The following is a 20,607-nucleotide window of genomic DNA, read 5'->3' as shown; positions in this document are numbered from 1 at the left end:
ACTGGATGAGTGGAGTATCAGGAACTCTTCGTCTGAGTGAGTTGTCCTTACCTGGAACACATGATTCATTGTCATTTCACGGTGGATCATGGGTACAGACTCAATCCATACCTCTCAAGACTCAATTGGAATCCGGAGTGCGGGTTTTTGATATTCGTGCTCGTCATATTGAAAATATTTTTACCATCCATCACGGCTCTGTTTATCAAAAGACAGATTTTGGTCGAGTGATGGTATCTATGACTGAATTTTTGGAGAATAATCCGAGTGAAGCAATTCTAATACGTGTGAAGCAAGAATATAAAGCTAAGAACACCACACGCTCTTTTGAAGATACATTTGAGTGGTATGAGAAAAAGTATCAGAATTATATCTGGAAGCCAACGAGCCAGAATCCTACATTAAACGAGGTCAGAGGAAAGATTGTGATTCTTCAGGATTTTGCTACCACTTCACCTTTTAAATTTGGGTTGCACTACAGAAAATTTGATATACAAGATAATTGGTCATTGGATTGTTTCAAGACCCCTAGTCAAAATTTATCTAAAAAATGGACTAATATAAAAAATCATATTAAAAAGGCTAAAAATGGAGATATAAATCTTATTTATATTAACTACTTGAGTGCCGTAGGAGGTGGACCTTGCATTACCTTAATCACTCCTTCCTATGTTGCCAAAAGAACAAATGAACAAACACTTGCATATATTCGGAATGGAAAGATAAATTTTACCGGGATTATCATGGCGGACTTTCCTGGAGCGGATTTAATTAATGAAATAATCAAATTAAATAGGTATCGAGCGGAGATGCCTATTTAAGTGCCGTTGCTGAATCTTCGAATGAAACCCTACTTCTATTCATTCGAAGATTCAGCAACGCCCAACAGCAAGGCATCTAAATTTAGATTTCAGCGAAAGGGTCCTCTTGTACCATTTCTGTTAATATCTTGACCCCTACATGGACCAGCCCAACATCCTAGTGGTACAGGACCATTGTAATGAATAATCCCACCATTATAAGTTTGCACTACTCCCAAACCTCGCTCTTTAGGAACATATTTATCTAATAATGAATAAATCTGTTCTGCTATATTATCTTGTATTGGTGGGATATCTTGGGTATAAAAAATTTGTTGAATCAAAGGGTCTAAATCAGAATTAATTTTTCTAAGGACACGCCTCGCTGTAAAGATATCCTGAATTAGAAGATTACGGATATCTTCGTCTATGTTTCCCTCATAAATTATAAAGGGGGTTTTGGCATATTTATCTTTTTTACCTTCGGCTACACAAGTAGGTTCATACCAAGGACAACATGCATGATTATTGGGCTGAATTACTTCCTTGAAAGACCTATCGATTAATGGAAGCTGAACTGCTGTAATCGTAGTAGTCTTTGAATAGTTATAAACACAATAGGCAGAAACGGGTTTTGATATCAGGATTTCACCAACAATTATACTAGTGAAAGTAATTGTTAATGTCGAAATTTTGAGCAACAGCTTTTTCATTAGTATTTTGACACCTCCAAGGTGCTCATAGATATTGACTAAGATTGTTTACCCAATAAAGCACTTGATATCGACTTGATATTGTCCAGTATCCTTAAAATTATCCGTTGCAGTATCCCAAAAAAATATGTCACGAATACCTGGAATACTGGGTTCACTGTCAATATTTTCATCAATTTCAAGTCTATTATCATCATCAGAATATGCTAAATACCATTGCGGAATGACAGTTAATATTTAACTATTTTCCTGCCATTTAGCTGCTTGACTGGTTTAACTGTATCAGTGTTTCTTGGTACAGCTTTATATTACAACTGTGGGGTCAGTTTAACAGTACCCTTATGGGTACTTTCTAACTCACCATTTTAGACTATAAATGATGTCACCTTTGTGTCAACTTTCAGGTAAGTTAGAGGGAGCAAAGCTGTTTGATTTTTGAGCTAATCAATATGCTAATAAAAATCGAAATTTGGGCTGATAGTCTCAAAAATTAATTAGGTATAATACCCTGGTTGACTCAAAAAAGTTCACATAGCCCCGCAGGAATCGGTGTAGTGGCGCGCTACCCTCGTGGTGGGGTTAGGAACTTTGCTCATAGAACTAACTTTCGGACAATCATGCCTTATATATTCAAGCTCATCAACTTCAATACAACTTCAGCACTTTAATACCAAGAATCTGACCTATGCAAATTACCATCGACCTACCTCCAGATCTCGAACAAGACCTCATTCGCCAAGCAGTTCAATCAAATCTCCCAATCCAAACCCTTGTTCTCCAAGCGTTACGCCAGCTAATCCAAACGGCACCTAGCTCTATTTCCCAGTGGTCTGATGTCGTATTGTCTTATGAAGGAATTCCTGATTTCCCGGCTTTCGAGTCCTATCGTGATCAACTTCTGCCACCTCGTGAACCGGAATTATTTTGATGCGATACCTTCTCGATACTTGCGTGATCAGCGACTTCATTATTCATTAAAGGTGAAGCTGGTTTACAGACCGAAAACTGGCGGCAGCTATAAACATGCTGGAGTGGAAGGATAGGAGTTTTTGATCGAGTTTCAGTGAGATATTCCCCAAATAGCGGAGAGTTTGGCTGCATTGCAAGTCAGTTGACTGGCGCGTCATCTTTTTGGTACTAGGATGCTGTGCGATCGCATAAGCGCGGAAGCTGAGGCCTTTGGCCACGCTTCGCGAACGCTTCATCGCGTAGCGTAGCCCTTCGGGCTAATCGCATTCTCCCAAAACTGACCAAGCCTACTGGCATAGCATAGTACGTCTCTAACCGCCTGCATCGTAATATTTATTTACTAAAAATGATTATTATTAACAATAAAAAGAATCATTATCACGATAGACTGTTGCCTGGGAGGTTCAGCCAACTAAGTGTGAACCTCTGATAACTATTTTGTTTATTAGGGATATTCAGGAAAAGCCTATGTCACTGAACATTACTCCAGAGCTCTTGAAGCAGGCACAGGAGGGCGAGGTTAATCAAGAAGCTTTTATTGACAGCATTAGGCAATCGTTACCTTATGCCTTTGGAATTGTGGAAGACCTGGCCAAGCGCTTGGCACAAGGTGAAGCGGAATGGGTAGAGCATTCGGTACCACCACCAACTGAACAAGATCGAGCCCAGCTATTGCGGATGATAGGTGGGGATGCGATTCGTGGTGCAGTCGAACGTTATTTCGGGATCAAGTTAGCCTTTCAAAACTGCCACAAAACCGCTATATTTCGTCCAGAAGCTTTAGAATCACCCGCTTATCAAGACTTTATTTCTATTAGGAGTCAAATTCTGAACCAGACACCAGAACTGATCGATTGTTAAAACTTACCCAGAGGCTCTAGCTACTAAAGCCTCTGGTTAAAATAGACATCATTAAATACTAACCTCGCAAGTCAAAGAACCTTCCAGCAGCTCAAGGGGGGCAGGCTCAAGAATGACTCTCCATTTCATCAGACTTATCTCTAAACTCAGTATTAAAATACTAATGTGATCGAAAGCATCAGCGATCAAGAAATAAGCTGAATGCTTAATACTGATCGCTGACAGCTAAACTAGAATAGAAGATTAAATAATCTAATTGGTAATTCAATTAGGTTGAAAATACCGCTAGCAGGTCTCGAAATCCTTTCAACATTGTCCGCAGTTCTTGCGACACCATCCCGTTTAACAATAATCACATCATTAGGCTGCAAGGTCGGATTAGTTTCCTCGTTAACTGGAGCGGTAAAATCGATTTGAATGTCTCTTTTTTCAACTGTGCCATTGCGATTCAGGCGAACTAATTCAACAGAACCTTTTTCAGCACGAACATCATCAAATCCCCCAGCTGCAAGCAAGGCTTCATTAAGAGGAGAATTGGGCTTGACTTGGACATTACCAGGTCGTTGAACTTGACCAACCACATTGACGGGGATAGCAGCAGCAGAAAGGTTGGAATCTGCTAATGCCAATGCTACCTCTGGAGCAATTTCGTCAGCTTTGGTGACAAGAATTGTATCTCCCTCCTTTAAGAGGATATCCTGAGTTAGGTCACCCTGTCGCAACAATTGCCAAAAATCCAAGGCAATTTCTTGTTGTGTACCCCCTTGGGTCAAACGTCGCACTTTAACCTGGCGAACATTAGCGTCTTGGGTAATGCCTCCAGCGATCGCGATCGCTTGGGTTACAGTTGGTGGTGCATTGGTGCTACGGATATCAGCACTACCGATGTTAATGTTGTTATTACCCAGAGTTTCTCCCTTGACCACATAAGCTCCTGGGTTAACCACTTCCCCTACCACAGCCACTTGAATCGGACGGCTGGCATTAGCTGCAAAACTGGCATTGGACAATAGACGGGTTTGCTCTGGGTTGATAGCAGTAGTAGTTCGGAGCAAGATTTCATCCCCATCCCGCAAGGTAACATCCTGCCTGATATCACTTCTATTAATCAATTGCTGGAGATTGATATAATAAGTATTGCGCTGCCCAGAGCTTTCACGACGCCGGAGTTCTACTTGCTTAACGTCTGCTGTTAGGGTAGCTCCCCCAGCCAAATTAATTGCTTGAGTCAGGGAGGGAAATTGCTGTCCTTCATTCAGACCCATGGTGTAGGCTCCAGGGCGACTCACTTCCCCAGCTACTGAAATTTTTAAAGGACGGGCTTTGACCAGACCCAAAGAAACGACTGGGCGTTTGATGTAAACAGAGAAGGCACTGGTAACGAGTTCGCTAGCTTGATCGAGGGTTTTTCCCCTTACAACGACACTACCAATCAAGGGTAGGTTCAGGGAACCGTTCACCAGTACTTGATACTGACCACTGTATTCATCAACATCAAAGATATTCATGGTCAGAACATCTCCAGCATCAAGGGTATAAGCTCTATCTGGTGGTAAAGAGTTACGCACAGGGGGTGTGGCGGCTGATACGGTGTTACCCTGATTCACCTCAATGAAGTCAGCAATGGATGGTGGAGCTGGTACCTCGATCGGGGATGTTGAAGCTGGTACCTCGATCGGGGATGGTGGAGCTGGTACTTTGATTGAAGGAATTTGAGCTAGGGTAGGTGTAGGTAGGGTAATAGCGGAAACCACCAGTAAGCTTACACCCACCACTGGTCTAGTCAATCGTGGTTGTAGACTACTGTGATTCTTAGCAATTTGGCTTAATATATCAAGGGGTCTTTTTTTCCCTGGGTTAATTGTATTGATCATAAACATATTGACTCTTGCTAGATAAAGACACACTAAATTGTTCAGAAAATCCGGAATATGTTGTCACTCAAGCCACGTCACGACTGTGTTTAGGGTTGTTTAGGGTTCATTGACGCTTCCCTTGGCCTGTCATTTGTAATTGGTTATTGGTTATTGGTGAGCTTGATCTGGTCTAGGGTTTCATCTCTTGATAGGCAAGCTATAGGTAAAGCGCACTCACTACTATGACGTCTCTGATTGTGGTTGGGATTTGATAACAATTGACAACTGACAATTGGTGAACACATAGATTAGCCTGGTAGAGGGACATTGTTAAAGAGCCGTGATCGGTTTGTTCTACTTAGAGGATACTCGTAGCTGGAAAGTTCCCCATCGAACCAACTGCTGGTATATGTAATTAGTCATAGTTAATTATTAATACCCACATAATAGCACTGACGCTAATCTGTTTCCCTTTGTCAACTCTAAGTTAGCAGGTTATACTTGACTAGTAGCTTGCCATTCATCAAGGCAGAAGGGTGTCTTATTTTTTTTGGTGACGATTTAAAATAGAACCAAAGTTATTTAATAAAACAATAGACTTCGTCGCCGTTGTCGGAAACAGGTAACAGAGAATAATAATTAATGAAAACAGTATCAACAAAATAGTTTGTCAACAATAGTTATAATTTAAATAATTATAAGTTATGCTCTTATCGTTTGAATTCCCTAGGGAATTCACTTAATCTTATCTATATTTAGAGCTTGCCTCCCGTTTATATATTGCCGACCATAACTTAATATTTCACTCATAATCTATCTATTTAGATCTATCCCTATTTATATATATTTATCGATATTCTTCTTTATTCATTGTACACTGCGATTCTTGATATCTAACATGGATAGTTAATCCTATCATGACATGAATCGTTTATTTTCTGAGAAAAGTTAATGAAAAAGGCACTGGTTTGTGGAGTATCTGGTCAGGATGGAGCCTATTTAGCAAAGTTGCTCTTAGACAAAGGCTATACTGTCTGTGGCACGTCACGGGATGCTCAAATGTCCTCCTTTAGGAAATTGGTGTATTTGGGTATCCGAGACCAAATTAAATTGGAATCAATGACACTCACGGATTTTCGTAGTGTATTGCAAGTGCTAACAAAATTCCAACCCTATGAAGTTTACAACTTGGCTGGGCAAAGTTCAGTGGGTTTGTCTTTTGGACAACCGGTAGAAACCCTAGAAAGCATAGCAACTGGCACGATTAATTTATTAGAGGCAATTCGCTTTACTGGTGCTCCCATTAAACTCTATAACGCTGGTTCTAGTGAGTGCTTTGGGGATACTGGAGACAAAGCCGCTGATGAACAGACTCCCTTTCGTCCCAGAAGTCCCTATGGTGTTGCTAAAGCAGCAGCGTTTTGGGAAGTAGCTAACTACCGTGAAGCCTATGGGTTATTTGCCTGCTCTGGTATTTTATTTAATCATGAGTCTCCCCTACGACCAGAACGATTTGTGACCCAAAAAATTGTTAGTGCTGCTTGTCGGATTGCTAACGGTAGTAAAGAGAAGCTTCGTTTGGGCAATATGGCAATTAAGCGTGACTGGGGTTGGGCTCCTGAATATGTTCAAGGAATGTATTTAATGCTACAGCAAGACCAGCCAGATGATTATGTAATAGCGACAGGAGAGAGTTATAAATTAGAAGATTTCGTGGCAACGGCGTTTGCTACACTTGACTTGGACTGGCAAGAGCATGTGGTGACCGATAGCAACTTATTCCGACCGACTGATTTGGCTTTAGGGAAATCTAACCCAGCTAAGGCAAGGGATAAGTTAGGCTGGCAAGCCCAATACAAAATGCCGGATGTGGTGCGAATGATGGTGGAAGCTCGGTGGGAAAGTTTGTCTAAATAAAGGCTTGCATGGTTGCATGCAAAGGGTGAAGGGTAAAGGGTAAAGGGTAAAGGGTGAAGGGTGACAAGGGACTGGAGACTGAGATGGTGATATAACTGGTGCTGCTGATATAACTCTGTCTCCATCACTTGATCACCCCATCACCCCATCACCCCATCAGCAGCCTAAAATCCTCGTAGGGAAAAGGAGGTATTTTGGGCTACTTGTAGGGCTTGGACTAGTTGACCTAAAGAATATTTCAAATGGGAGCCAGCATCCACTGCTACCCAGCCTTGGGGAGTGGCATGCCGCCATTCAAAGTGTAGGTGGGGACCAGTAGAATTACCGGTGCTGCCAACGCGCCCAATTACAGTTCCTTTTTGTACCCATTCCCCAGGTTGGACGAAGATTTCTGATAGGTGAGCGTAGCGGCTTTCTTGGGTACCTTCCTCATGGCGCACCATAACGGTCAAACCGTAGCCACCTAAGAAGTCAGCTGTTACTACTTCACCATCAGCGGCAGCAACAACCGGAGTACCTAGGGGTGCTGCTATATCTGTACCAGCGTGGAAACGGCGATTACCGGAAATCGGATGAATCCGCCAGCCGAATAGGGAGCTAATGGCAGAAGGAATGGTTACGGGGAACACAAAGCTGGATTGCCTGAAATTGGCCAGTCCTGAGGGTCGTTGGGTGAGATTGTAGTAGGCTAAGGCTGTAGGAAGTTTACGGACAGACCTATTCCGCCGAGCAACGCTAATCCCACGAGGAACCCATTTAGCTGGACGACTCTTGACAGGTTTCACCCGATTAAATCTGGCCGGTTGAACTGAATTAAATCGGACTGGTCGAACCGGATTATATCTAGCAGTTTGAGTACCAATTACTCGTGGTCTGGGTAATTGAGTTACTCTACCGTTCCGTCTACCTCCAGTGATAGCAATTGGTTGACGCCTCGGGGCAACACCACAATTCCCCCTGACTTGCCCATTTCTGGCTACAGTCCGACAACCCCTTGACCGTTCAGTTAAAACAACTGCCGAGGGGGGAGTGTACCGTTTAGTGGCACCAACATTGTAGTTTGTGCGGTCAATATAGCTATTTTTAGCAGCCGCTTTTGGAACTCTAGGCTGTAATGCTACTGGATTGAGCTTGACTTTGGGTGGCTTGGCGACAGTGGCTTTAGCTGGTACAGAGAATTGGGTTCTACGCTGTACTGGTTTGACTGCGATCGCTTTTGTCCGGACAGATTTCCTAGCTGGTGGAGCAATAGGTTTCTTGACCTTGATAGCCACGGAGGGAGCTACTGATTTCCGGGCAGCTTTTGGTGCTCGTGGGGCAATGGGTTTAGTGACCTTAGTTGCTGCTACTGGTTTTGAAGGAGCTTTTGCTGGGGCTGGTTTTGCCACTGGCACAGCTGGCACCGGAAAAGAGGTTGGGGCTGTAGGTTTAGGCAAAGCAGCAATAAGAATTGGATCAAATGCTGCTTCCGTTATAGATTTGGTAGTCGTGTTTACTGATACAGCTTCTATGGGTGACTGAGTTTTTGCCACAACCATACCGCTGCTGAGGACACCAATACTACTCATCACACTCAGTCCATGGATGAGTTTTGGGCATCGGTAGAAAATGCTATACAGGGTGCTACCAGGGGAGTTTTCTTTGGTCATTTACGACTCACTAAATAATTACTACACAGTTATACTCGCTCGGCTCAGCCATCAGCCATAATTCCGGCGTTGCGTCAGTCTTGGAATGAATAGGAGTAGAGTGGGCATCCTGCCCGCCCGGAAACTGTAACAGGCAAGATGCCTGTGTCTTGATGCAAAGCGCGAGTGGGGGAAACCACGGCAGTCGCTCATGGTTAGAAGTTACCGTAAGACAGGCTCGCCTTAATCAATAAGTTTTACCCCTTTTCTGCATAGCCGACCAACCATAAAGGCTCAACGTAATCAGGTTTCGTCTCCGGGGGGGACCCCCACATGAAGGCGCTGCCTTCCCAAGACCGCGCTGCATCGCTTCCACGCCTGATGCCCATTCCACAGGTGCGAAACTGTAACAGGCAAGATGCCTGTGTCTTGATGCAAAGCGCGAGTGGGGGAAACCACGGCAGTCGCTCATGGGGGGGACCCCCACATGAAGGCGCTGCCTTCCCAAGACCGCGCTGCATCGCTTCCACGCCTGATGCCCATTCCACAGGTGCGACCCAAGGCCGCGAGGGATTGCTCGCCATCACGGAAAGCGCACCTAATCTTAAAATCATTCCATTATTAAGCAACGCCATAATTGCTGTTTTGTTGATTAGTTGATTAACCTTGATCGCTGTTTGTTAATGGTTAACCTTTAACATTTGACCCTTAACCATAAGAGTTCTCAACAACTACGATAGCCAAGACTGATTGTACCGGGCTTGAGCAAAATTTCTTTTGGGGTCGGAGTATCGTGTAGATGCACTCGCAGTTCGCCCCTAGGGGTTACCCCTGTTATGATGCCTGGATTTCCTTCTACCATGACCTGGCTTCCTTGATAATTGAATAGCGCTAGATATCGTGGTAGCAAACTATTCATTCCTTCCTCTGACCAGAGTTGATATCCGGACAGTAGTCCTTGTAAAACAATGGCAGCCAGCATTTCTATAGACGTCACAGTGGGAGAGGGCTCGGGTTGCCAAAATGAGCGCAAATTGATGCCAGATTCCGGCACCTGATTGCTCCAGTTGATTCCGACACCCACGACTGCTTTGGTAATTTGACCCTGTTGGACACGGGTTTGTGTTAGAATACCTCCGAGTTTACGTCCCTTAAGCAGTAGGTCATTGGGCCACTTCAGAGACACTGGTATGGCGTAAGCTCTCAAAGCTGTAGCAATTCCCCAAGCACTACACATGGTTAGCTGGGAGCTGTCCAATGCCTGTAACTTGGGAGCTAAAGCTAATGATAAGTAGAGTCCACCTTTTGGAGATTGCCATTGTCGTCCCCACTGTCCCCGCCCTGCTGTCTGTTGCCCAGCAATAACCATGGTGGGAACTGTTGCAGTTTGGTTGAGCAATTCCCAAAGGGTTTGGTTGGTGGATGGGAGAGTGTCAAAGACCTGTAGGGGAATTGGTGGGGATTGCCCCATGCCTGGGGAGTTGAGGGGCAACTGTTCCCTTACTGCTTCCAGTGCAATTTCAAACGCTTGTTGATTAAATGAGCTCTCATGCATTTAAATGATAAGCTCACGTAAATGAGTATTTAGGGTGAAGGACATTTATCTCGGCAATAGACTTCTACGGATTTAATTGTCGCTGAGTCGCGATAGTTCTGGGTTTGGTTATATTCTTTCAACGGTTTAACATAAATGCCAGAAAACTGATTATTAGTATCATTGGCGGCTACTCCCATGCGAAAGGCTATATCTTGTGATAGGTTGGCAAAATTGACGTATTCCCGAGACTCGCTGGCATAGTTAAAGGACAAGGTAGCGTCACCGTAAGCTTGCTCAGCTAGTTTAAGGGGTATGCCAGGACCAACACCTTTGGTGGTACGATAGTTAGGGTTTTCGGTAAATAACACTTCCATTACGCTTGAATTACCCATAGGTGTTCCCATCGGGTAAAGAATATAGTATTGGGGTTGTCCTGATTGGATAACTGCGATCGCATCGAAACCGACAATAAACGGTGACTTGACCTCAAATTTTGCTTTATCCCCTAGGGATTTTTTCAGCTGTCCCAAGGTCATTCCCAACTTAGCCGGTCCAATTCCTTTAGCAGAGATAGTAAAGGCAACTGATGCCGGAGGAGACAGTTTGGCTGTGGACTTTGAACTGCCAGATTTAGATGTGTCCTCTAACTTAGGCGGGGTTGGCATCGGTTGGGAACTTGTTGTTGTATTAGGTGGTGGAGTAGGCGACTCGCCACAGCTCATCAGCACCATCAGCAAACTCGTGATTAACCATCGAGATTTCATCAAAAATTCACGGCTGGATACTCCCCTGACACCCCATTGGGGTTAAACGTGAGAGGTTGCGCCGCGCCTCCTACAAAGATCAGTTAATGAACATTTAACCTATATATTTTAATTGATCGGTGTTTTTTGACGATTGACGGTTAACTGTGAAATGTCAAGATTAACTCTCAACAAAAACATGCTTGTGCGCTCTTACCATTAAGAATTAAATTCGCCACGGGTCGCACCTCTAGCTATTTTCCTGATCCAATTATTCCGATGCGAATTAGTTGTGCTGTAGCCGGAGCGAGGAGTACACCATTGCGATAATGACCTGTTGCTAACCAAACATTATTGTAACCAGACAGTTGATCAATGACAGGGGCAGGTCGTCCTTCTGGACGAGGGCGTAACCCGTACCATGTGTAGATAATCTCTGCTGTGGCTAGAGGAGGGCAATATGCGATCGCATTCTGTCTGACCACCTCCAGTAACCCTGGTTGTGCTTCCACATTACCTGCATCATCGGGAAACTCAACTGTTGCGCCCACCCAGTAGTCTTGCTTACCTACTGGCAAAATATGAACATCATCACGAGTAATCACTGGCTGAAAATCTTCATATCCCATGGGCTGTGGCAGCCGCAATTTTACTCCTTGTCCCAGTACTGGTTTGAGAGTCAGAGGTAGAGCTTGACTAACTTGCAAGTCTGGTGCTTGGAGCATCTTAATCAGCCCAGATGAACCTAACCCAGCAGCCACTACTAGCCAATCTATCTCTAGGGTTCCAGCATCAGTATAGATTTGGGAGCAATTGAGAGAATTGTTGAGATCGGAACCTATGGATTCAAATCCTTTTACTGTGATTCCAAAATTAAACCTAACTCCATTGGCCTCAGCACCAGCCACTAATACTTGGGTTAGGGCAGTTGGATCAATTTGTAGGTCTTGGGGAGAATAGATTCCAGCAATAAATTTATCTTGACTCAGCTGAGGGCAACGGTGCTTAACTTGGGGAACATCCCAAATTTCTAATTGCCAACCTTGGGAGAGGCGAGTTTGTACTAGTTTTTCCCAAGAACCCAAGTCCTCTCCAGGCAAACACAGCTTCAAGATACCGTTGCGATTGACTGGAATCTGGTATCCCGTGAGTGCCTCTAATTCAGGAATCAGGGTCTGATAGCGCTGGATACTGGCTTGCCGCAGCTGCCACGCCCTACCCTTGACTTTCTTACTAATGGCACCCATCAGTACCCCTAAAGCAGCACCAGTAGAGCCTTGTGCTGGCAGATGCTTGTCGAGGACAGTTATGCTTAGCCCATTTACCCGACTAAGTTCATATGCGATCGCTGCTCCAACGATACCGCATCCAATAATAGCGACTTTACTCACAATTTTATCGACTATGAAGTATGAATTATGAAGTATAAATTATGAAGTGTGAAGTTTTAATGTATGAATTATGGTTATTGATAACGCTTTTAGTCAACCTGAATTGGAATGGTATTGAGTTAAGAGGATATCTCCCAAGTTTTTTTATACTGGATTTTGCCCCCCTAGCCCCCCAACTTTGGGGGGGAAAAGAGTCAATTTTATTCTAAAAGTCCCTTCCGGTGCGCTTTCCAATGGGCGAGTAAATCGCCCTTGGGTCGCACCGCAAAATTGGGGGATTTAGGGGGCTTGGATGTAGCAAATGAGACTTCTCAGACAACCTCTAAGATTCCTGATACCCGTGCCTAGTTAGGATACATAAACTAAAGCTGTGTACCTATAGGAAACATTGATTATATCTTTATTTCCCAAAGAGCGAATTTGGTTTTTGTAGCCCTAGGATGTAAGCCTTCAGGGTCTAAAGCACGAGCCATTCACCATCACTGAGCCACCAATCACCTCATTTCACAGGTTAAGCTTCACACTTTACACTTCACACTTTACACTTCATAATTCATTCTTCATATTTTATAACTTTCTAACTAGTGGGAATGAGTTCCAAAAAGTCATCAAAGTTTTTCAAAGCTGCTTCGTAGTTTTTGAGTGCTAGCTGGGAGTTGCGCTCTACAGAAGCCTCGTCAATTTTAACCAAAGATTTCAACAATTCTTCAGCCGCTTCCTTGGCAGCTTTCTGGTCTTTGGGAAGGAGTTGACCACTCAGATAGTTACTGCTGAGCCCTAGATCTCCTAACGGACCATGGATAAATGAACTAATATCTACCCAGTTTTCGTCTTGAATGTTGGCTTCGAGAACTGGCATTTTCTCGCGAAGCTCAAGCACTCTAGTAGCACTTGTCTGGATTTGGGCAATTTTTTCAGGGGTGTAGGTAGGAGCTGTGGTTGCACTTGGGCTACCACAGCTGACCAAAAAGGTCATCACCATTGCCAGAATCACAGTCAGAATAGACCGATAACTTCTCATCATCATTGTTTGTTCGCTAGCCAACCGATCGGGAAAAAGAATTAAGGTTCGTCACGTACTATAACCCAATATTGCTCCCATCAAACGCAAAGTTCACTACCCAATACGGCAGCTTGACCACTGATTGTGTCGAAGCTTACCCACCCAAGCACTACTTTCAGCAATATCTTGGTTGGCGAAATACTAATCAAATCACGAGCTGCTCAGGTAGACGCTGCTGGGAGCATGTCAACTTGATAATTAGGACTATATTCAGGAAGATACTCTAACTCTAAATGAATATTCGGCAGTTTTTATTATAGTTTTGATAATCTGCTTTTTTGTGAAAAATTGCATTGTATAAAATCATGATTATTTTAGGTTTGTTTTAGCAAAATGTTCTTTTTTATTTACCGCTTATAGTCATTTATTAACTAGTTTTTAATAAATGACTTTGAAAAAAATCAAAATAAGTAATTTCACTAAATTACTGCAGCTTAAATTTTATTTCAGACATGAGTGTTGTCACTATTGCTATTGCTAGTCAATCTTTTTATAGTAATAGAAAAGCCAGTAATTATTTTGCCATACTCTAGAACCTAAAGGGTGTTTAACACCTTTTCAATCTACACAACCTACAAAGACTTGATACCTTTTACACAAAAAACATGACTAACATTTTTAAAAAATTATCTTTCGTTGCCACAAGTGCAGTTCTTGGCTTCACTGTCATTCATGCTAATCCTGTTAATGCAGCTTCCATTATTTATGATTTGGAAATTAGTATAGATTCCGGTTTTTTAGATGGTGAAACCTACTCTGGATTTTTTGAGTTTGATGATTCAGTATTAACGGGAATAGGTTACGAATTTTTCTCAGTTTCCAATATCAGTTTTGAATTGGATGGTGTTAACTACACTGAAACTGATGGTTTATTCGATCCTGAAGTTAAATTTTTCAATGGTGATTTCTTAGGGTTGCATTGGTTAGATGATGAATTCTCTTTTATAGAGGGTTTCTTAGACCTTGGTGACGCTTTCTTTGTATACGATCTTCCTCAAGGAGTTGGTGCAGGAGACATTGCATACACTTTACGTGCAGATACCCCAGCATCTACACCAGTATCTACACCTGAACCAACTGCTCTTTTTAGTTTGTTAGCTTTGGGTGCTACAGGTTGCAGTGGTGTTTTGAAAAAGAGAAAGTAAACATCATTATCAAAAAATATTTGCTGCTGATCGCGAACATCGTTTAATTGCCACGGATAGTTAATAATTCAGGTTCTTCAGTACCTTTTATGCTAAAGTTCCAGTTAAAAAACTCAGAAAGCTTACTGTACAAATAAAATTAGGCTCTTCAACTAACAAAAATTACTGAATACAGCCTCTTTCCACTGTTCCCTGTTCCCGTCTTGATGCAGTCGCTCATGGGGGAAACCCCCAAGACCGTAATGGTGCTTTTTCCGCATTAAGAATTAAATTCGCCACGGGTCGCACCTCTGCATCGCTGTTCCCTGTTCCCTTTTACAGACTGTTTATTTAGCATAACAGGTACGGTAGAGCTATAATTCAAGCTTTACGTCGTAGAAACGGCACTAGGATTTCACTAATTTCCTTCGACCAATGCTCCTGAGGGTAATGTCCAGCTTCCTCCAGCTTCACTAATTCCTTATTCTTAAGCTGATTAGCAAATTGCTCAGCTTGCTCAACCGGAAGCCAAGGGTCTTTGAGTCCCCAAACAATTAAGGTTGGTTTGTCCCAGTTGCGGAAACCTGATTCAATTTCTGCCATAGACTTGTTCATCTGCATATTCTTGATAGTCGCTACCAGAGAACGTCCAGGATCAGAACTTTTCAGGAAGGGCTTGCGATAGAGATCTAAATAGTTGTCTTCAATGCGATAGCGAGACCCCCCTTCCAGAGTTCGGTCAACTAACAAGGGGTCTTGGGTTAACATATCCCCGATGAATGGCCATCCCCATTGCTGCATCTTGCTGGGTAACTTGGCAGCCGAGGAGACAGGTGTATTTAGAATCACTAGACGCTCAATCTGGTCTGAGTGACGCAAGGCATATTGAAGTCCCACTGAGGCGAGAAACCCTTGAACAACTAAGGAAAACCTTTCGATTTCCAGGTGTTTAAGGAAATCCCCTAAGGCTTCAATGAAAGCATCTGGTGTGTAGGGAAAGTCAAGCCGATCCGGTTTTGCGGATAATCCAGAACCGAGCCAATCTGGTGCGATCGCATCGTACCCCACTTTAGCTAAATCTGGCATGATCTCACACCAGCAAAAACTCTGGGATGGTAAGCCATGAAGCAGTATTATTGGCACTCCTCTACTATCGCCAACTGCTTTAGCTTCCCGATAGAACCATTCCCAAGACCCGACTTCTATAGATTGTTCACTGATTGACACGGTTGTTTTGCCTTTACCCTGTTGCTTGTCGTGTGGCAATCCTCATCGATTGGTGAACAATACTTCCGTTGAAAATAGTTCGTCAGTCCTGAGTGCTGAGTTCCGAGTAAGAACTGTTACTGTCCACTGTGATATCGGATTGCTATATGAGCTTACCGCTGAGTGGTAATTTAGACAAGTGAGGACTCAGGTGCCAGATTTTTATGGCAATGGGCATGGGTTGCAACCACATACAGATTTCTTTTGTGCAGCTGGGTATGCATTTGTCCACTGACCGTTCCAACCGCCATAGTTGGCACATGTATTTTCACAAATCTCAGGAGCATAAGTGTTATTGATAATAGTTTTTATTGATAATAGTTTTGATAGCTGGATAATCACAGCCGCAAGAATAATTCTGCCTAGCTTGATCACGAATCTTTTTCTTCATTGTCTCTAGCCAGCTACGGCTTTGATCATTCACCTTGAACATAATAATATTCTGACCTTGAATGAGCCGAAACATATCACCATAAAGGGGAAAAGATTCCTCAAGAGTCTGGAATACGCTGGGACGAGTGGCCATAAGATACTGGGGATAGGGATGACTTGCATCTGCTCCAATACTTGCAATAATCGTTGTGGAGGCTGCCATCGTATTAGCTAGCTTTACAGCTAGGTCACGTGTCCCCCTCTCTTTAGTTGTAGTATTTACACCAATCAGATCAGCATAGAAAACTTCTGGATAGGATTGATCTTGATCTGATAACGGCATGACCTTGAAGCCAATGTTTTGCCTTGTGTTTTCACTCATGTTTGATATCGCTTCTGTATAGCCCATGAATGCACGTCCCCAACCATTACTAAACCACTCTGCCTGCTGGTAGGGCTGCTGCTTGGGCTCCATAGAATCGGTTGCATTCTCATAGCTTGCCATCCCTAGCAACTCTTGCATGTTCTCTATCGCCTGGGAGTTAAGTTGCGATTCATTTTCAGGCAATGGGAAGGGATATTGTCCAGTCAAGCTATGGGCAATGTCTAGGTAAAGAGTAGCATTTGTCGTGGCACTAGACATATCAAGCATCATGCCCCGAATATCGGGGGGAATCTCGCTGGTATAGGTGCATGAACCCAAAGCATTCTGAATTTCATCTAGTTTCGTTGCATTGGCAATTGCTGCATCCTCTTTGTGATAGAACAAGAGACTTGCACAGCCAAGCTGGGGAATTGCGTAATACTCCTCACCTACCTTAACCCCATCTATTGCGTAGTCAACGAAGTCCTCCAAGTTGTTGATTTCACTAGCCTGTATCGGTTCGAGCCAGTTTTGATTGCGAAAGTAGTCGAAAAACATGGCATCGAATACATAAACATCTGCATCTTCAGGAGGATTCTTCGAGTAACCCCCATCCCAATCCTCCGCAGGAACGAAATTCAAGGGAACGTCTGGTTCAACCAAATCCCATTCAGCTTGTATTGCTGTTTGGAATTGCTCAAGCCGAGGAACGTATGGATACAGTGCAACATCAAGCTCTGTAGCCAATGCTTCTCCTATTCCTAGGAGACTGATAGCCAAGAAGAAAATTAGCGTCAAGCTGACATTAATTAGTTTTTCCATCACTACATAATTTAGCCCCTTTTTTCCCTCGCGGATCAATCAGTGCCTGCTGAACTTGTTGAGAATCAGTAGCAGGCAGCAGTCCCAAGGATTGCCGAGTTGTTGGAGTTGAGTAACGCGGGGAAATCGAAGCCAATAACCATTGGAAACCTTTATTCTGACATCGGTTCCCCTAGCATATTATAAGTTCATTTTTCTTGCGCTTACCCTGGAACACTTGGTTCTGGTATTGAATGAACTACCCCGCCCTGGACGAGGACGGGGTATCAGCAGACCCGTCTGATGAGCGTGATTTTTGACGCTTCATCTTTCCTAGTTGCCTCATCGATCCAGTATGCTTACTGGTCTTTGAGGTAGAGCTAGAAAATCCACGTTTGTCGAGGTCAGTCCCGTACCCCGGCTGTTTTCCATTAGCTGCATTGAACATTACCATTGTGCTTGTTTTGTCTCTATCGAATTCAAAACCGCAAGCATCACAGACATGGTATCTATTCGATAATTCAGCCCAACTTTTGTGAACCTTTCCACATTCTGGACAACGCTGAGATGGCTTTAATTGTCTAGTCGGTAATTGAAGGACAATCCCACCCTTGATTTCGATTTTGTAGGTCAGCATTTTATTAAGAGTGCCGAATCCCACGTCCAAAATAGCCTTGTTCAATCCAGCTTTCTGTTTTTTTCTTTTTGACCCTTTTTTAGCTTTTCGGGTCATCCCTTTTGTGTTTAACTTTTCAGTTACGCCGATGTCATAACGACTAGATAAATCTGACGTAACTTTGTGCTGCCAATCTTTGCGCGCTAACCCAACCCTCCTCTTCAGTTGGGATTCTTTTTTGTTCGCCTTCTTCCAGCGCTTAGACGCTTTTATCCCCTTCTTGAAATTAGGAGCCTGTTTTCTGCGCTTTTGCTTACCAGCGGCTTTAACTTTGGGTTCTAGGTTTCTTATAAAGCGCTGGTTGGCTATTTCCTCAAACTCTCTGCCATTGAAAGCTGTAATTGCTGTCTCAGTTCCCAAGTCGTAAGCTACGATTTTTTCATAGGTCAAGTCAGACCCTGATCCGTATTTAACTGTTTGGGATTCTACTTTGACAGTTATTGAAGCATACCAAGCATTAACACTAGGTTTGTAAGTAATAGTTAGGGTTGTTGGAGTTCCCCAAGACTTTGCTTGACCACGCATTTTTATAGTGATGCCAAGGTCGTTTAACGTCAAAACGCCATTCTTCCCGTCAGTGTCAACCTTCCAACCAGCTTTACTGGGATAAGTCCATCCAGAGTATTTCCGAATTGGTTTATATTTTGGAGTTTCACTCAACCCTTGAAAGAACCGATTATACGCCAAATCTACTCTTTTAATAGTAGCCTGCAAAGAAGTACTGTATAACTCCTTGTACTCCGGCCAACACTTCTTGAAATCAGGCAAGCAATTCTGTTGATCAAAGTATCCTATTGATTTTTTGTTAGCCTTCCATTCATAGCGACGATCGGCTATCCCAGCATTGTAAAGTAACTGATGTAGTTTTCTCGCATAAAACATCTTTGACTTAGCTGTTTTATTGGGATAGAGACGAAACGTTTGCCTAAGAGTCCCCATGAATGAAATCACCTCCTTGAATCTTGTACTTTTTACTTGCTATACTATTAGTATAGTTGATGGTAAATATAAATGTCAAGTACAAAGAGAAAAAATCCTCAGAAAAGAATGAGGGGAGCACCCGCTCATTATGACGAGCTGAAAAGACAACACGGAATTTGGCTTACAGATAGCACTTGGAAGTGGTTGCAGCTAGCAGCTAAAGACTCTGGGGTAAGCGTTGGAGAATACATAGAGAGCTGGGTCAGAAAACAAATCTCTGGTATTTGAAGGGGCTATCCATCCCCCACCTGAACGAGGTGGGAGAATTTCGCCCCCTCAAACTCCCCCTATTTTGTGAAATATTTAACTTATACTACAAAAGTATAAATTTTTATAAATAATTGGGTAGATTTGTATTAGGTTGTAATAAAAAGATACAAATTACGTTACTAGCAGTTAACCATAGGAGATTAGGCGTGAACGCAGCTGAACAAGCCATCGGCTTAGAAGTCACCACCAAAATTGCGGCTGTTGTGAATTTGTTTAAGTCTGAATTCCCTGATGCCAAGGCTGACCTCAAGCCTTGGACAAATGACCCGGAAACCCGAGAACTCGTGGATCCTAACTCTATTGACATTGGCTTTCACTTCCCTGGCTGGAGTAGACGCTTCCAAAGTCGAAGTATTTTGTTACAGATTCGGTTTCATAAAGACCACTTGGATCAATCTCATCGGCTGATTGGTTTGGAAGCGACCGCCTTTAACCATCAAGGAGAAGCTTGGCGACTGTCCACAGTGGAGCGTTGGCAAATTATCGGTAGTTGTCAGCCATCAGCTGAGGTGGGGGAGAAGCTAAAACATTTCTGTCGTCAGGTGTTTGAGTTGTTTCTCTGATTTAACTTGGCGAATCTGGTTTCAACCCAATAACCTTGGCCTTGGCCTTTGGGCCACGCTACGCGAATGGCCACGCTACGCGAACAACCTTCAACCTTGGCCTTGGCCTTTGGGCCACGCTACGCGAATGGCCACGCTACGCGAACAACCTTCAACCTTCAACCCAATAACCTTCAACCCAATAACCTTCAACCCAATAACCTTCAACCCAATAACCTTCAACCCAATAACCTTCAACCCAATAACCTTAAACCTGATATCCCCGTGGTGTAATCATCCAATCCTGATGAAGATCAGTGCTTTGATTACCAATCAGCACCATAGTCAGCATATCAATGGGTATTTCCAGCATTTTGTCAAGAGTTGTGAGAGTGATTTTTTCATCCTCTCGATAGGCGGAAACCACAATGGCTACAGGGGTATCAGGTTTACGATGCTTGAGAAATATCCGTTGTGCGATCGCAATCTGCTCAGTCCGATTACGCGATCGCGGATTGTACAACGCAGTCACAAAATCTGCTGCGGCTGAGGCTTCTAGACGCTTTTCGATTACCTCCCAAGGGGTCAATAGATCACTCAAACTAATGGCACAAAAATCATGCATCAGGGGTGCTCCCACACGAGAGGCAGCAGCTTGTAAGGCTGTAATACCAGGAAATACTTGCACCTGGGGTGTCTTACCATCCCAGCCCCTAGAGCGCAATTCTTCTAA

The 20,607-nt window shown here is 43.4% G+C and carries 21 protein-coding genes; 9 read left to right on the top strand and 12 right to left on the bottom strand.

Annotated elements, in window-relative coordinates; translation table 11 throughout:
* Nucleotides 1-821 (top strand): phosphatidylinositol-specific phospholipase C (locus F6J99_RS22450; protein WP_293115477.1); only part of this gene is annotated, 821 nt, incomplete at its 5' end.
* Between the two features lie 89 nt (nt 822-910).
* Here the strand turns inward: F6J99_RS22450 and F6J99_RS22445 are convergent.
* Nucleotides 911-1,513 carry a hypothetical protein gene (locus F6J99_RS22445; protein ID WP_293115475.1) on the bottom strand — a complete coding sequence of 201 codons (603 nt, stop codon included), beginning with the start codon at nt 1,511-1,513 and terminating at the stop codon, nt 911-913.
* 685 nt (nt 1,514-2,198) lie between these two features.
* Between F6J99_RS22445 and F6J99_RS22440 the strand changes: the two genes are divergently transcribed.
* The gene (locus F6J99_RS22440) at nt 2,199-2,441 is read left to right on the top strand and encodes a hypothetical protein (protein WP_293115473.1); all 243 of its coding nucleotides are present in this window, start codon (nt 2,199-2,201) and stop codon (nt 2,439-2,441) included.
* Nucleotides 2,442-2,950: 509 nt separating this feature from the next.
* Nucleotides 2,951-3,343: an SCO5389 family protein gene (locus F6J99_RS22435; RefSeq protein WP_293064513.1), complete on the top strand. Its 393-nt coding sequence runs from the start codon at nt 2,951-2,953 to the stop codon at nt 3,341-3,343.
* A 230-nt stretch (nt 3,344-3,573) separates the two neighbouring features.
* Here F6J99_RS22435 and F6J99_RS22430 read toward each other — a convergent pair whose 3' ends face one another.
* Complete coding sequence (locus F6J99_RS22430; protein ID WP_070396976.1) at nt 3,574-5,217, bottom strand: SLBB domain-containing protein; 1,644 nt, start codon at nt 5,215-5,217, stop codon at nt 3,574-3,576.
* Between the two features lie 933 nt (nt 5,218-6,150).
* On the opposite strand from F6J99_RS22430, the gene F6J99_RS22425 reads away from it, so the two are divergent.
* On the top strand, nt 6,151-7,116 hold the full coding sequence (locus tag F6J99_RS22425; protein ID WP_070395703.1) for a GDP-mannose 4,6-dehydratase: 966 nt from the start codon (nt 6,151-6,153) through the stop codon (nt 7,114-7,116).
* Between the two features lie 164 nt (nt 7,117-7,280).
* On the opposite strand, the gene F6J99_RS22420 is transcribed toward F6J99_RS22425, so the two are convergent.
* The gene (locus F6J99_RS22420; RefSeq protein WP_293115470.1) at nt 7,281-8,765 is read right to left on the bottom strand and encodes a peptidoglycan DD-metalloendopeptidase family protein; all 1,485 of its coding nucleotides are present in this window, start codon (nt 8,763-8,765) and stop codon (nt 7,281-7,283) included.
* 424 nt (nt 8,766-9,189) lie between these two features.
* Here F6J99_RS22420 and F6J99_RS22415 point away from each other — a divergent pair, with 424 nt between their 5' ends.
* On the top strand, nt 9,190-9,369 hold the full coding sequence (locus tag F6J99_RS22415) for a hypothetical protein (protein WP_293115468.1): 180 nt from the start codon (nt 9,190-9,192) through the stop codon (nt 9,367-9,369).
* 99 nt (nt 9,370-9,468) lie between these two features.
* Here the strand turns inward: F6J99_RS22415 and F6J99_RS22410 are convergent, their stop codons facing one another.
* The 4 genes from F6J99_RS22410 to psbQ form a co-directional block, all read right to left on the bottom strand.
* On the bottom strand, nt 9,469-10,299 hold the full coding sequence (locus F6J99_RS22410) for a biotin--[acetyl-CoA-carboxylase] ligase (protein WP_293115466.1): 831 nt from the start codon (nt 10,297-10,299) through the stop codon (nt 9,469-9,471).
* Nucleotides 10,300-10,328: 29 nt separating this feature from the next.
* Nucleotides 10,329-11,045 carry a hypothetical protein gene (locus F6J99_RS22405; protein WP_229424115.1) on the bottom strand — a complete coding sequence of 239 codons (717 nt, stop codon included), beginning with the start codon at nt 11,043-11,045 and terminating at the stop codon, nt 10,329-10,331.
* A 233-nt stretch (nt 11,046-11,278) separates the two neighbouring features.
* The gene (locus F6J99_RS22400) at nt 11,279-12,415 is read right to left on the bottom strand and encodes an FAD-dependent oxidoreductase (RefSeq protein WP_293115463.1); all 1,137 of its coding nucleotides are present in this window, start codon (nt 12,413-12,415) and stop codon (nt 11,279-11,281) included.
* A 577-nt stretch (nt 12,416-12,992) separates the two neighbouring features.
* Complete coding sequence (psbQ, locus tag F6J99_RS22395; RefSeq protein ID WP_293115461.1) at nt 12,993-13,439, bottom strand: photosystem II protein PsbQ; 447 nt, start codon at nt 13,437-13,439, stop codon at nt 12,993-12,995.
* A 644-nt stretch (nt 13,440-14,083) separates the two neighbouring features.
* Between psbQ and F6J99_RS22390 the strand changes: the two genes are divergently transcribed.
* A complete protein-coding gene (locus F6J99_RS22390) occupies nt 14,084-14,623 on the top strand; it encodes a PEP-CTERM sorting domain-containing protein (protein WP_293115459.1) in 540 nt (179 codons plus the stop codon).
* 360 nt (nt 14,624-14,983) lie between these two features.
* Here F6J99_RS22390 and F6J99_RS22385 read toward each other — a convergent pair whose 3' ends face one another.
* The 4 genes from F6J99_RS22385 to F6J99_RS22370 form a co-directional block, all read right to left on the bottom strand.
* On the bottom strand, nt 14,984-15,829 hold the full coding sequence (locus F6J99_RS22385; protein WP_293115457.1) for an alpha/beta fold hydrolase: 846 nt from the start codon (nt 15,827-15,829) through the stop codon (nt 14,984-14,986).
* A gap of 201 nt (nt 15,830-16,030) precedes the next feature.
* On the bottom strand, nt 16,031-16,210 hold the full coding sequence (locus F6J99_RS22380) for a mannan-binding lectin (protein ID WP_293115455.1): 180 nt from the start codon (nt 16,208-16,210) through the stop codon (nt 16,031-16,033).
* Entirely contained in the window at nt 16,161-17,426 is a 1,266-nt protein-coding gene (bcmE, locus tag F6J99_RS22375) for a thiamine pyridinylase (RefSeq protein ID WP_293115453.1), read from the bottom strand. Before bcmE ends, F6J99_RS22380 begins: the two co-directional genes overlap by 50 nt.
* A 238-nt stretch (nt 17,427-17,664) precedes the next feature.
* Entirely contained in the window at nt 17,665-19,020 is a 1,356-nt protein-coding gene (locus F6J99_RS22370) for a transposase (protein ID WP_293115451.1), read from the bottom strand.
* A 108-nt stretch (nt 19,021-19,128) separates the two neighbouring features.
* On the opposite strand from F6J99_RS22370, the gene F6J99_RS22365 reads away from it, so the two are divergent.
* The 3 genes from F6J99_RS22365 to F6J99_RS22355 all read left to right on the top strand — a co-directional run bounded on the left by F6J99_RS22365 (nt 19,129) and on the right by F6J99_RS22355 (nt 20,168).
* Complete coding sequence (locus tag F6J99_RS22365; RefSeq protein ID WP_293060731.1) at nt 19,129-19,290, top strand: hypothetical protein; 162 nt, start codon at nt 19,129-19,131, stop codon at nt 19,288-19,290.
* Nucleotides 19,291-19,478: 188 nt separating this feature from the next.
* Entirely contained in the window at nt 19,479-19,895 is a 417-nt protein-coding gene (locus F6J99_RS22360) for a hypothetical protein (protein ID WP_293069633.1), read from the top strand.
* A 66-nt stretch (nt 19,896-19,961) separates the two neighbouring features.
* Complete coding sequence (locus F6J99_RS22355) at nt 19,962-20,168, top strand: hypothetical protein (RefSeq protein WP_293115449.1); 207 nt, start codon at nt 19,962-19,964, stop codon at nt 20,166-20,168.
* Here the strand turns inward: F6J99_RS22355 and F6J99_RS22350 are convergent.
* The coding region (locus tag F6J99_RS22350) for a precorrin-3B C(17)-methyltransferase (protein ID WP_293115447.1) at nt 20,143-20,607 on the bottom strand (465 nt) is incomplete at its 5' end. The genes F6J99_RS22355 and F6J99_RS22350 overlap by 26 nt on opposite strands.

The organism is Moorena sp. SIO4G3 (genome assembly GCF_010692305.1).
GTDB classification, from domain to species: domain Bacteria; phylum Cyanobacteriota; class Cyanobacteriia; order Cyanobacteriales; family Coleofasciculaceae; genus Moorena; species Moorena producens_A.
This window is presented reverse-complemented; position numbering and strand designations above follow the sequence as displayed.

Excerpts from the sequence above, each read along its gene's own strand:
- F6J99_RS22390 (WP_293115459.1), top strand. The coding sequence starts at position 14,084 with ATGACTAACATTTTTAAAAAATTATCTTTCGTTGCCACAAGTGCAGTT.
- F6J99_RS22405 (WP_229424115.1), bottom strand. The coding sequence starts at position 11,045 with ATGAAATCTCGATGGTTAATCACGAGTTTGCTGATGGTGCTGATGAGC.
- F6J99_RS22430 (WP_070396976.1), bottom strand. The coding sequence starts at position 5,217 with ATGATCAATACAATTAACCCAGGGAAAAAAAGACCCCTTGATATATTA.
- F6J99_RS22365 (WP_293060731.1), top strand. The coding sequence starts at position 19,129 with ATGAGGGGAGCACCCGCTCATTATGACGAGCTGAAAAGACAACACGGA.
- F6J99_RS22420 (WP_293115470.1), bottom strand. The coding sequence starts at position 8,765 with ATGACCAAAGAAAACTCCCCTGGTAGCACCCTGTATAGCATTTTCTAC.
- psbQ (WP_293115461.1), bottom strand. The coding sequence starts at position 13,439 with ATGATGAGAAGTTATCGGTCTATTCTGACTGTGATTCTGGCAATGGTG.
- F6J99_RS22440 (WP_293115473.1), top strand. The coding sequence starts at position 2,199 with ATGCAAATTACCATCGACCTACCTCCAGATCTCGAACAAGACCTCATT.
- F6J99_RS22425 (WP_070395703.1), top strand. The coding sequence starts at position 6,151 with ATGAAAAAGGCACTGGTTTGTGGAGTATCTGGTCAGGATGGAGCCTAT.
- F6J99_RS22435 (WP_293064513.1), top strand. The coding sequence starts at position 2,951 with ATGTCACTGAACATTACTCCAGAGCTCTTGAAGCAGGCACAGGAGGGC.
- F6J99_RS22410 (WP_293115466.1), bottom strand. The coding sequence starts at position 10,299 with ATGCATGAGAGCTCATTTAATCAACAAGCGTTTGAAATTGCACTGGAA.
- F6J99_RS22370 (WP_293115451.1), bottom strand. The coding sequence starts at position 19,020 with ATGGGGACTCTTAGGCAAACGTTTCGTCTCTATCCCAATAAAACAGCT.
- F6J99_RS22355 (WP_293115449.1), top strand. The coding sequence starts at position 19,962 with ATGGCCACGCTACGCGAACAACCTTCAACCTTGGCCTTGGCCTTTGGG.
- F6J99_RS22445 (WP_293115475.1), bottom strand. The coding sequence starts at position 1,513 with ATGAAAAAGCTGTTGCTCAAAATTTCGACATTAACAATTACTTTCACT.
- bcmE (WP_293115453.1), bottom strand. The coding sequence starts at position 17,426 with ATGGAAAAACTAATTAATGTCAGCTTGACGCTAATTTTCTTCTTGGCT.